An 11,774-nucleotide genomic window follows, 5' to 3' on the forward strand; every position below is an offset into this window, starting at 1 on the left:
ACTTGCCCAGCACCGAATGGGTGCCTGCCTGCGCCTTCGCACGCTGCCAGCGCACGACGCGATGCAGCAGGTCCGCACGCGGCTCAAGCCCGAAGATGTCATCGCTCAGTTCGATATCGCCGGCCTTGCCGGCTTCGAGCGTGATCACACCGCGTTTCATTTGTCTTCTCCTTCGGGCGCAGCATCGCCTTCGGCGGCCTTGTCAGCCTCGATCGAGGCCTTGGCCTCGGCTTCGGCGGCGGCCTGCGCGGCGGCTTCGGCCTCGGCAGCGGCCTTGCGGGCGGCTTCTTCCTCGGCGGCGGCGGCGGCGGCGGCTTCTTCGGCCATCCGCTTGGCTTCGGCAGCGGCCGAACGCAGCGCGGCGGGGTAGATCACGTTTTCAGGCGTCGCCTTCTTGACGGCGTCCTTGATCGTGACCCAGCCACCTTTCGAGCCGGGAACCGAACCCTTGACCATGATCAGACCACGATCAGCATCGGTGCGGACAACCTGCAGGTTCTGGGTGGTGACGCGCACGGCCCCCAGATGACCGGCCATCTTCTTGCCCTTGAACACCTTGCCCGGATCCTGACACTGACCGGTCGAGCCGTGCGAGCGGTGGCTGATCGACACACCGTGGCTGGCGCGCAGACCGCCGAAATTGTGCCGCTTCATCGCACCCGCGAAACCCTTGCCGATCGAGGTGCCCGCGACATCCACGAACTGACCCGCAAAATAGTGGTCAGCCGTGATTTCCTCGCCGACCTTGATCAGGTTTTCCGCAGCCACGCGGAATTCCGCGATCTTGCGCTTGGGCGCGACATTGGCCTGTGCGAAATGACCGCGCATCGCGGCGGTGGTCCGCTTGGCCTTGGCGCTGCCCGCGCCAAGCTGAACGGCGGTATAGCCGTCACGCTCGACCGTGCGCTGATCCACGACCTGAAGATTGTCCAGTTGCAGGACGGTCACGGGAACCTGACGACCATCGTCCAGGAACAGACGCGTCATGCCCAGTTTCTTGGCGATAACACCAGTACGCAACATGGGGCTGCCTCCTTAGACCTTGATCTCGACATCCACGCCTGCGGCGAGGTCGAGCTTCATCAGCGCGTCAACGGTCTGCGGCGTCGGATCGACGATGTCCAGCAGACGCTTGTGGGTGCGGATTTCCCACTGGTCACGGCTTTTCTTGTCGATATGGGGGCCACGCAGAACGGTGAATTTCTCGATCTTGTTCGGCAGCGGAATCGGGCCGCGAACCGTCGCGCCGGTGCGCTTGGCCGTGTTGACGATCTCTTGCGTGCTGGCATCCAGCACACGATAGTCAAACGCCTTCAGCCGGATTCGGATGTTTTGGCTTTGCATATGTCATCCCTCTGAACGGGGAGTTCCAGTTGAGAGGCTGACAACACACCATATACCGCCAGCATCGAACCGTATAAAATCGCAAGGCCGCCCCCTTTGCGGGCGGCCTCGGCAATGGCAACCGATTCTTGCGGATCGAATGCGATGCGGCGCTATTGCCCTATTCCCGCCAGTGCGTCAAGGCCCGAACGCGGCCAAACCACGGGAAACACGTGGCCCTCATGCCGGGACGCCGCTTGCGCGGCACCCAGGGGCCCTGCCGGACGTTTCCGGCAAGCCTGCTGCGGCGTCACCCCCGCAAGATTGCGTCCCGCGGCGGTCGGGGGCGGGTTGGCGGTGGTTGATCGTGCTGCGGCGCGAGGTTATGTCGGGGCGAGGCCAAAAGGGGGAAACGCATGCGCCCGGTGAACCAGATCCCGATCCCCGAGCTGTTCGTCTCGCCCGAAGCCGCCGACAGGCTGCGGGACGAGGCCGTTTCGTTGCCGGGATGGGTGCTGAATCCGGCGCAGCTTGGCGATCTGACGCTGCTGATGAATGGCGGGTTCTTTCCGCTGAAGGGATTCATGGCGCAGGCGGATGCCGAAAGCGTGGCACAGGGGATGCGCCTGTGTTCCGGTGCCCACTGGCCTGTCCCTGTGACGCTGAAGGTAAACGAAGATTTCGCCACGCGAATAGCTCCGGGTGACGATATCGCCCTGCGTGACACGTGCGGCACGGCTTTGGCCATCATGTCGGTAACAGATCTGTGGCGTGAAAGCGGCGGGGTGCATCTGGGCGGCAAGGTCAAGGGGCTGCGGGTGCCGGGCGATGCGGGGGACAGCCCCAACAGCCTGCGCCGCAGCTTTGCCGGCCGCGACATGCGCGAGGTGCTGGTCTGGCACGAGGGCGTGCCCGGCGATGCCGTGGTTGTGACTGTACCTGCCGTGGGGCTGGCCCCCGGTGCCGAAACGGCGGACCTTCCCGCCGATCCGCTGCGGCGGGCAATGTTGCAGGGGCTGGTCGCGCGCAATTTCGGGGCGACCCATATCCGGGCGGATCATCCCGTCCTGCGTGCGGCCTTTGGCTCGGTCGGGCTTGTCGTCATTGCCTGAGGCGCGGACCAGGCCGCCCGCCGGAACCTGCGCGGCGGAAGATTTGTTCAGTAAAGCTGGCGGAAGCCAATTTGATCATCAAATTGGCGCAACATCAGCGTAAATTCAAATGGTTATAGCCTGACAACATAATCAGAAGAAAGTCGTCAGGCTCTATCGCGCCAGGACAGGTTCACAGATGACTGGCAGCCCGATCCGCGATTTCAGCCCGTGGGCGGCGACCGCGCTGCTGTTGATGGGGAATTTCATGAACCTGATCGATGTCAGCATCGTCAATGTGGCGCTGCCCTCGATCCAGCGCAACCTTGGTGCCTCGGCCAATCAGATCGAGTGGGTATCGGCCGCCTATGTGCTGGCCTTTGCCGCCGGACTGCTGCCCTTTGGCCGGTTTGGCGACAAGCTGGGGCGCAGGCGGATGTTCCTGACCGGGGTGGGGCTGTTCACACTGGCCTCGGCGCTGTGCGGTTTCGCGCCGGGAATGGAGGCGCTGATTGCCGCGCGCGCCGTTCAGGGGCTCGGCGGCGCGATGATGGTGCCGCAGGTCATGGCGATCATGCATGTGATCTTTCCGCCCGATCAGAAGGCCCGTGCATTCGCGATGGCGGGGGTGGTCGTCAGCCTTGGTGCGGTCACGGGGCCGCTGCTGGGGGGCGCGCTTATCACGGCGGATATTGCCGGGCTGGACTGGCGGCCGATTTTTCTGGTGAACCTGCCTTTCGGGCTGTTCGTCATTCTGGCCGGGCTGCGGCTGATCCCGGCGCTGCCTTCGGATCGCGGGATGCGGATCGACTGGCCGGGAATGGCGCTGTTCGGCGCGGCGACCACGATGATCGTGCTGCCGGTGATCGAGGGCGCGATGCTGGGCTGGCCTCTGTGGTGCGTCGCCTTGCTGGCGGGCGCGGCTCTGATGGGGGGACTGTTTGTCTGGCGGCAGGTCTGGCTGGCGCGGGCCGGGCGGGCGCAATTGCTGCCGGTTTCGCTGATGCGCAATGGCGGATATCTGTCGGGGATCGTCATGGTGATGATGCATTTCTCGGCGGTGCCGGGGCTGTTTCTGGTGCTGGCGATCTATCTTCAGACGGGGTTCGGGCTGACGCCGATGCAATCGGGTCTGGCGACCGCGCCTTTTCCCATTGGCGTGATGCTGGGCAGCTATGTGACAGGGCGGTTCGGGGCGCGCGGGCTGGCGCTGCGGATGGCGGCGGGGGCGCTGGTGATGCTGATCGGCGCGGCGCTGCTGCGTCAGGCGACCGGGTATCCGGCGCAGCCCTTTTCGGCCTGGGTGATCACCCTGCCGCTGGCGCTCTGCGGTTTCGGGATGGGGCTGGGGATATCGCCTTTGTTCCAGTTGGTGTTGCAGGCGGTGCCGGGCCATGATGCGGGTGCCGGGTCAGGGGCGATGCAGGCGTTTCAGCAGGTCGGCGCGGCCATCGGCATCGCCGCCACTTCCAGCCTGTTCTTCGTGCATCTGCATGGCGCTGGGGCGGGCAATTATCCTGCCGCGATACGCCATGCGCTGATCTATCAGCTTGGCATCTTCTGCGCGGTGCTGGCCGTGCTGGGGCTGCGGATCTGGCTGCTGCGGGGCGCGCGGCCCGCAGCCGACAAGGGTGGCCCGCCGCCGCCCATCATCGAGGCGGGCTGAGCATGGGCTGGCGATCCTCGCTTGAGATCTGCGATCCCGTGACCGGCGCGCTGCGGGTGGTGCTGCGCAGCGACCGGCTGATCGAGGCCCCGAACTGGCATCCCGAGGGCTGGTTTCTGGTCAATGCCGAGGGGCGGCTGTGGCGCGCGGACGGGCAAGGGCTGCACGCCATCGACACGGGCGGGCTGACGCGCTGCAACAACGATCACGGCTTTCTGCCGGACGGCCGGATCGTCTTTTCCTGCCATGACGGGCAGGGATCGGGCATCTATGCCGTTGATCCCGATGGCCCGCGCGAGCTGTTGCCCCAAAGGCCAAGCTGGTGGCACGGGGCCAGCGGCGGGCGGATCGCCTATGCCTGCGCGCGGGGCGGCGACCGGGTGGTCCGGATTGCGACGCTGGATCTGGCAAGCCGCACCGAGCAGGTGCTGACCCCCGGTATCGCGCATCACGACGGGCCGGATTTCTCGGCCTGCGGGCGGTTCATCTGGTTCAACTCGGATGCGACGGGGCACGCGCAGATCTGGCGGATGGCGGCGGATGGCAGCGGCGCCGCGCCGGTCTTTCGCGATGGCAATGTGAACTGGTTCCCGCATCCCTCGCCCTGCGGGGGGCATGTGCTGTATCTGGCCTATCCGCCAGGAACCCTGGGGCATCCGCGCGATCTGGACGTGTCGCTGTGGGTGATGCGACCGGACGGGGCAGAGCGGCGCAGGCTTGTCGATCTGTTCGGCGGTCAGGGCACGATCAACACCCCTTGCTGGTCCCCTGATGGCCGCGGCTTCGCCTTCATGCGCTATGCGCCCGGCAGCGGCGGCGCAGGGTGATTGCCGCGATTATGTCGGACATAGTTGACGCATTGTCAGACATAATTCAGGATGGCGGACGAGTCGCTTTTCCGAACCCCGAAACATCATGCCCCGAATCGCCGCCTCATCGCCCGACAATGGCCCGCCGAAATCGCGCGAGGTCGTGCGGCTGCTGGCCGAGATGGTCGAGGCCGAGGGGCTGGGCGTCGGCGACCGCCTGCCCCCCGAGGTCGAACTGGCGCGGCGCTTTGGTCTGGGCCGGTCCACCGTGCGCGAAGCGCTGCGGCAATGGGAATCGCTTGGCATCATCGCCCGCAACAAGGGGGCGGGGACGCGCATCGTCACCGAAATCACCACCCGCTCGGTGCATCTGCCGCTGACCGTGCGGCTTGAGGCCGACAGCCTGCAACGCATGCTGGAGGTTCGCCGCCCGCTTGAGATCGAGGCGGTGCGGCTGGCGGCGCGGGCCTCGGGCCAGGCGGTGCAGGGGCTGATCATGCAGCGCATGACCGAGCTGATGGCAGTCTATGAGGCGGGCGGCGACTGGCGCCCGGCCGATTACCGCTTTCACGAGGCGACGCACCGGGCGACAGGCAACCCGCTGTTCGGCAAGATGATCGATCAGCTTTATCGCGGCTTTCACGACATTTACGACGCGCCCTTCAACCAGCCGCAGCTTGGCCATGCGACGATCCCGCTGCATCGCACCCTGGCCCTGGCCATCGTCGAGGGCAACGAACCCGGCGCGGTCAGGGCCATCACCCGTATTCTGGACGACGTGCTGCATACCGCAGCCGAAATGACACGAGGACCAAATGTCTGAATCCGAACGCCCCGAACTGGCGACCTTGCTTGCCTCTGTCGATCCGGGGCAAGGCGGCTCGATCACGCCGCCGATCTATCAGACCTCGCTTTTCGCCTTCGACAGTTTTCAGGACTTCGAGGACCGCATGGCCGGGCGCAGCGATCAGGCCATCTATACCCGCGTGCAGAACCCCACCGTCGCCGCTTTCGAACAGATGATGGCGCGGGCCGAAGGGGCCGGGGCGGGCGTTGGTTTCGCCTCGGGGATGGGGGCGATTTCGGCGGCGCTGATGGCGTTCCTGCGCCCCGGCGACCGGGTGGCCTGCGTCGAACATGTTTATCCCGACAGCTATCGCTTCATGGAGAGGATCCTGCGCCCCTTTGGCATCGACGTCAGCTATCATCCGCCATCCGCATTCGAGGATGATGCCGATCTGCTGCGCGGGGTGAAGGTGGCCTATCTGGAAAGCCCGACCTCGGTGGTGTTTCAGGTGCTGAACCTGCCCAAGGTCGCGACCCATGCCCGGCGGCATGGCACCATCACCATGATCGACAATTCCTGGGCCACGCCGGTGTTTCAGCGTCCCATCGAATCGGGCATCGACATCGTGATCCATTCGGCGTCGAAATATATCTCGGGCCATTCGGATACGGTGGCCGGGGTCGTCGTCGGATCGGATGCGCATATCGCCGCGCTGCGCGATCTGACCCTGCCGCTGTTCGGGGCCAAGCTGGCCCCGTTCGAGGCGTTTCTGCTGATGCGGGGCCTGCGCACGCTGGTTCCCCGGATGAAACAGCATCACGCCACGGCGGGCATGTTCGTGGACCGGCTGGCGGCACTGCCCTTCGTACGGCGGGTGAATGCGCCGGGGGCAAATTCGACGCCGGGGCTGACGGGCCGGTCTGGGCTGTTCTCGGTGGAATTTGACGACAGCGTGCGGATTCCGGTGCTGGCCGACACCTTGCGGCATTTTCGTCTGGGCGTCAGTTGGGGCGGCTTCGAAAGCCTGATCCTGCCCGCCGGGGTGGGGTTGGCGCAGGCCGGAGAGTTCAATTCGATGCGGACATTCGGCGTATCGCCGAATCTGGTGCGGCTCAGCCTGGGGCTTGAGGCGGCAGAAGATCTGTGGGCGGATTTCGAGACCGCCTTGCAGCAAAGCAGAATCTGAAAAAGTGACCAAGGGAGAGTAGAGAATGAGAAAGTTGATAACGACCGCAGGGCTGCTGGCCCTGCTGACGGGTGGCGCAGCGAATGCCGAGACGCTGAAACTGGTCGAGGTGATCACCAGCCCCGACCGGACTGTGACGCTGCAATCCATGGTGGACGGCTTCAAGGCCGCCAATCCCGGTATCGATGTCGAGATCGTCTCGGTCCCGTGGGGGCAGGCGTTCGAGACCGTGGCCACGATGATCGCGGGCGGCGACGTGCCCGACGTGATCGAGATGCCCGACACATGGCAGGCGCTTTACGCCGATCAGTTGATGCCGCTGGATGACCGGATCGCCGGCTGGGAACATGGCGCGACACTGACATCCAAGACCATGGACATGGGCAAGCTGGCCAATGGCAAGATGACCATGATCCCTTACGGTTTTTACCTGCGGGCGATGTTTTACAACAAAAAGCTGCTGGCCGAGGCAGGCGTGGCCGAACCGCCCAAAACCATGGATGAGTTCATGGCCGCCGCCGAGGCCGTGTCCGGGCTGGACGGCAAATACGGCTATTGCCTGCGCGGCGGGCCGGGTGCCACGAATGGCTGGATCATGATGGCCGCGACGATGAACGGCACGAATGAATTTTTCACCGCGGACGGGCAAAGCCGCATCAACGAACCCGGCTCGGTCGCGGGGATCCAGTTCCTGCTGGACATTTACCAGAAAGGCTATGCGCCCAAGGATTCGGTCAACTGGGGCTTCAACGAGATCGTGGCGGGCTTTTATTCCGGCACCTGCGCTTTCCTCGATCAGGATCCCGACGCTCTGATCGCCATTGCCGAACGTATGCCGGCCGAGGATTTCGCGGTGATCCCGATGCCGCTTGGCCCCGAGGGCAAGGCATTCCCGACCATGGGCTTTGCCGGCTGGTCAGTCTTTGACAGCACCGCCCACGCGGATGACGCCTGGAAGCTGGTCGCCTGGCTGTCCACGCCGGAATCCAATGCCGCATGGGCCAAGCGGGTCGGCGTGATCCCCATCCATCAGGGTGCCGACCGCGATCCGTTCTTCCAGACCGAACAATTCAGCGGCTGGTTTCAGGAACTGAACTCGGACGCCTATGTCCCGACCATCATGCCGACCTATCTGGAACAGTGGGGCTATTTCAACTCGACCCTGCTGAAGGACAGCGCGCAAGAGGCGTTGCTGGGCCAGAAAACCGCGCAAGAGCTGGCCGATGAATGGGCGGTCTTTCTGACCGACGAATACACAGCCTGGAAAGCCCGGCAGTGAGCCGACAGCACAGGCGCGCGCCCGGAGAGGTCCGGGCGCGGCGTTCGCTTTACTGGACCTATCTGGTCGAACCTTACATGTACCTGACCCCCGCGATCCTGCTGATCGCCCTGGTCATGCTGGTGCCTCTGGTCATGGGGATTTCCTATTCCTTCCAGAGCATGATGCTGCTGCGCCCGAAAAACGCCGAATTTGTCGGGCTGGCGAATTACATCGCATTGTGGCGCGATGCGAAATTCTGGATGTCGCTGGAAAACACGCTGGTCTGGACCTTTGGCTCGCTGTTCTTTCAGTTCTTCCTGGGCCTTGGGCTGGCGATGCTGCTGAACACGCATTTCGCGGGCAAGCGGCTGTTTCAGGCGCTGGTTTTCCTGCCCTGGGCGGTGCCGACCTTCCTTAGCGCACTGGTCTGGGCATGGCTGTTCAACCCGACCATCGGGCCGTTGCCGCACTGGATGGCCGGGCTTGGGCTGTTGTCGGAACCCTATAACATCCTTGGCGATCCCGATCTGGCGATCTGGGGGCCGGTTGCCGCGAATATCTGGTACGGCGTTCCCTTCTTTGCCATCACCCTGCTTGCGGCGCTGCAATCCATTCCATCCGATCTGTACGAGGCGGCCGAGATCGACGGCGCAAGCCGCTGGCAGAGCTTTACCAAGATCACCCTGCCCTTCCTTGCGCCGATGATTGCGATCACGGTGATGCTGCGCACGATCTGGATCGCGAATTTCGCCGATCTGATCTTTATCATGACCGGAGGCGGACCGGCCAATTCATCGCAGATCCTGTCCACCTATATTTTCACGACCGCCTTCAAGAAGCTGGATTTCGGCTATGCCTCGACCATTGCGGTGGCGTTGCTGCTGATCCTGTTCCTTTACGCGGTGTTCGTCCTGTTCCTGCGGCGCAAGCTGGTGAAGGTATAGCCATGACCCGACGCAATCCCAACCGGCTGGCGGGTATCGGCAAGATCGCGGCGATCGCCTTTTACCTGATCTTCGCGCTGTTCCCGCTGTACTGGCTGATCAAGATCGCCGTTACGCCGGATCAGCTTATCTATACCGAGGGCACTGCCATGTGGCCCTCGCGGATGACAATGGGCAATTTCCAGACGGTGATCTGGCAGTCCGATTTCCTGCGCTTTTTCCGCAACTCGCTGATCGTGTCGTTGCTGACGGCGGCGGCGACCACCTTTATCGCGGCGGCGGCAGGCTATGCCTTTTCGCGCTTTGATTTCGGCGGCAAGCGGGTGGTCATCGCGCTGATGCTGCTGACGCAGATGTTTCCGCTGCTGATGATCATCGCGCCGATCTACAAGATCGTGGCAGCGATGGGGCTGCTTAATTCGCTGACCAGTCTGATCCTTGTCTATACGGCCTTCAACATCCCCTTCGCGACTTTCCTGATGCAATCCTTCTTCGACGGCATCCCCAAGGATCTGGAAGAGGCGGCGATGATGGATGGCTGCACCCGGTTTCAGGCGCTGCGCAAGGTGATCATGCCCCTGACCCTGCCCGGACTGGGGGCGACACTGGGCTTTGTCTTTACCGCCGCGTGGAGCGAGGTGCTGTTCGCGCTGATGCTGATCCGCAGCAATGACGCCATGACCTTCCCGGTCGGGCTGTTGACCTTTGTTTCGAAATTCTCGGTGGACTGGGGACAGATGATGGCGGCCGGGGTGCTGGCGCTGGTGCCGTCCTGCCTGTTCTTCGTGTTCATCCAGCGATATCTGGTCCAGGGGCTGACCTCTGGCGCGGTGAAAGGATAGAGGATGGCCAGACTTGATCTGAACGGCGTGGCCAAGCGTTACGGCTCGACCGAGGTATTGCGCGACATCAACCTGACCATGGAGGATGGCGAATTCATCGTGCTGGTCGGGCCGTCGGGCTGCGGCAAGTCCACGCTGTTGCGCATGATCGCCGGGCTGGAGCCGATCAGCGGCGGCGATCTGTCCATCGACGGGACGCGCATGAACGACATCGCGCCCCGCGACCGTGACATCGCCATGGTGTTCCAGTCCTATGCGCTGTACCCGCATATGGATGTGATGCGGAACATGGGCTTTTCCATGGAAATCCGCGGTGCCCCCACCGAAGAACGGCGCAGCAAGGTCGCGGCGGCGGCGCAGACCCTTGGCCTGGACGCGCTGGTGGACCGGCTGCCCAAGGCGCTGTCGGGTGGCCAGCGGCAGCGCGTGGCGATGGGCCGCGCCATCGTGCGCAAGCCCAAGGCGTTTTTGTTCGACGAACCCCTCTCCAATCTGGACGCCGCGCTGCGGGTCGAGATGCGGATGGAGATCGCCCGCCTGCACCGCCGTCTGGGGGCGACGATGGTCTATGTCACCCATGATCAGGTCGAGGCACTGACGCTTGCCGACCGCATCGTGGTACTGAGCGCAGGCGTGATCCAGCAGGTCGGAACACCACTGGAACTGTACGAAACCCCGGCCAACCGCTTTGTCGCGCAGTTCATCGGCTCTCCCACGATGAACGTGGTGGCCGCGACGGCCTCGCCGGGCGGTGCCCGGCTGGGCAACGGGGTCGACATCGCGCTGCCGGGGAAGGCGGCGGCAAGTGTGACCGAACTGGGCCTGCGCCCCGAACATCTGGATGTGACCGCGCCGGATCAGGGGCAGATGAACGGGCTTGCGGATGTGGTGGAACATCTGGGTTCGGACACGAACATCCTTGCCCAGGTTGACGGGATCGGTGCGCTGATGATCCGTCAGCATGGCCATGTGCCGCTGCGAGCGGGCGACCGGCTGGGCATCCGCATCCAGCCGGACAAGGCCCATGCTTTCGATGCGGCGGGGCAAAGCCTGCGCTGACCCGTTGGCTATCTTGGCTGCGGCCTGCAACCGCGCTATCCAGTGGCGTGCCGGACGGTCGGTCCGGCACGCGCAAGCATATCAGAGGGGCGCATGACGCAGAAACGCATCATTTCGATTGGCGAGGCCATGGTCGAGCTGTCGCAGACCGGATCGGGGGATCTGTGGAAACTTGGGGTGGCGGGCGACACACTGAACACCGCCTGGTATCTGCGCCGCGTGTTGCCCGCCGACTGGCATGTCGGCTATCTGTCCCGCGTCGGAACCGGTGAGTTTTCGCGCAAGATGATCGATTTTCTGGTGGCCGAGGGAATCGACGCCACCCATGTCCTGCCAGATCCGCAGCACGAAATCGGACTTTACGCCATCTCGCTGAAGGATGGCGAGCGCAGCTTTTCCTATTGGCGCGACAATTCGGCGGCAAAACGGCTGGCCGACGATCCCGCGGCGCTGCGCGAGGCGCTGAAAGGCGCACGCATCGCCTATCTGTCGGGGATCACGCTGGCGATCCTGTCCGCTCGGGGGCGCGAGGCGCTGATGGTCGCTCTGGCCGAAGCGCGCGCGACCGGCACACTGATCGTATTCGATTCCAACCTGCGCCCGCGCCTCTGGCCCGATATCCCGACCATGTGCCATCAGATCGAGGTGGCGGCGGCGGCGGCCGATATCATGCTGCCCAGCTTTGACGACGAACGCGAGTTCTTTGGCGATGCCGATCCGCAGGCGACGCTGGCGCGCTATCTTGCGCTTGGCGCGGGGCAGGTGATCGTCAAGGCCGGCGGCGCGGATGTGCATTTCGGCGGGAC

General features: G+C 64.1%; 13 protein-coding genes. 10 read left to right on the plus strand and 3 right to left on the minus strand.

Going from position 1 to position 11,774, the window contains the following annotated elements; translation table 11 throughout:
• The 3 genes from rplD to rpsJ all read right to left on the minus strand — a co-directional run.
• On the minus strand, positions 1–160 hold a 160-nt coding region (rplD, locus tag ACK5L9_RS19755; RefSeq protein WP_416913181.1), incomplete at its 3' end, for a 50S ribosomal protein L4.
• A complete protein-coding gene (rplC, locus tag ACK5L9_RS19760) occupies positions 157–1,023 on the minus strand; it encodes a 50S ribosomal protein L3 (protein WP_416913170.1) in 867 nt (288 codons plus the stop codon). The genes rplC and rplD, both read right to left, overlap by 4 nt.
• Positions 1,024–1,035: 12 nt before the next feature.
• A complete protein-coding gene (gene rpsJ, locus ACK5L9_RS19765; protein WP_042247848.1) occupies positions 1,036–1,344 on the minus strand; it encodes a 30S ribosomal protein S10 in 309 nt (102 codons plus the stop codon).
• Between the two features lie 395 nt (positions 1,345–1,739).
• Between rpsJ and ACK5L9_RS19770 the strand changes: the two genes are divergently transcribed.
• The 10 genes from ACK5L9_RS19770 to ACK5L9_RS19815 form a co-directional block, all read left to right on the plus strand.
• Positions 1,740–2,435, plus strand: coding sequence for a transcription antiterminator BlgG (locus ACK5L9_RS19770; protein WP_416913171.1), 696 nt, complete (start codon positions 1,740–1,742; stop codon positions 2,433–2,435).
• Positions 2,436–2,613: 178 nt separating this feature from the next.
• Positions 2,614–4,080: an MFS transporter gene (locus tag ACK5L9_RS19775; RefSeq protein WP_416913172.1), complete on the plus strand. Its 1,467-nt coding sequence runs from the start codon at positions 2,614–2,616 to the stop codon at positions 4,078–4,080.
• A 2-nt stretch (positions 4,081–4,082) separates the two neighbouring features.
• Positions 4,083–4,907: a TolB family protein gene (locus ACK5L9_RS19780; RefSeq protein ID WP_416913173.1), complete on the plus strand. Its 825-nt coding sequence runs from the start codon at positions 4,083–4,085 to the stop codon at positions 4,905–4,907.
• An 88-nt stretch (positions 4,908–4,995) separates the two neighbouring features.
• Positions 4,996–5,712 carry a FadR/GntR family transcriptional regulator gene (locus ACK5L9_RS19785; protein WP_416913174.1) on the plus strand — a complete coding sequence of 239 codons (717 nt, stop codon included), beginning with the start codon at positions 4,996–4,998 and terminating at the stop codon, positions 5,710–5,712.
• Entirely contained in the window at positions 5,705–6,862 is a 1,158-nt protein-coding gene (locus tag ACK5L9_RS19790; RefSeq protein ID WP_416913175.1) for an aminotransferase class I/II-fold pyridoxal phosphate-dependent enzyme, read from the plus strand. The genes ACK5L9_RS19785 and ACK5L9_RS19790 overlap by 8 nt, the downstream gene beginning before the upstream one ends.
• A 25-nt stretch (positions 6,863–6,887) precedes the next feature.
• Positions 6,888–8,141 carry an ABC transporter substrate-binding protein gene (locus ACK5L9_RS19795; protein WP_416913176.1) on the plus strand — a complete coding sequence of 418 codons (1,254 nt, stop codon included), beginning with the start codon at positions 6,888–6,890 and terminating at the stop codon, positions 8,139–8,141.
• Complete coding sequence (locus ACK5L9_RS19800; RefSeq protein WP_416913177.1) at positions 8,138–9,067, plus strand: carbohydrate ABC transporter permease; 930 nt, start codon at positions 8,138–8,140, stop codon at positions 9,065–9,067. The genes ACK5L9_RS19795 and ACK5L9_RS19800 overlap by 4 nt, the downstream gene beginning before the upstream one ends.
• Before the next feature lie 2 nt (positions 9,068–9,069).
• Positions 9,070–9,909: a carbohydrate ABC transporter permease gene (locus ACK5L9_RS19805; protein ID WP_416913178.1), complete on the plus strand. Its 840-nt coding sequence runs from the start codon at positions 9,070–9,072 to the stop codon at positions 9,907–9,909.
• A 3-nt stretch (positions 9,910–9,912) separates the two neighbouring features.
• Positions 9,913–10,968 carry an ABC transporter ATP-binding protein gene (locus ACK5L9_RS19810; RefSeq protein ID WP_416913179.1) on the plus strand — a complete coding sequence of 352 codons (1,056 nt, stop codon included), beginning with the start codon at positions 9,913–9,915 and terminating at the stop codon, positions 10,966–10,968.
• Between the two features lie 93 nt (positions 10,969–11,061).
• Positions 11,062–11,774: sugar kinase (locus tag ACK5L9_RS19815; protein WP_416913180.1), on the plus strand; the 713-nt coding region annotated here is incomplete at its 3' end.

The organism is Paracoccus sp. (in: a-proteobacteria) (assembly GCF_047973135.1).
In the GTDB taxonomy this organism is placed as follows: domain Bacteria; phylum Pseudomonadota; class Alphaproteobacteria; order Rhodobacterales; family Rhodobacteraceae; genus Paracoccus.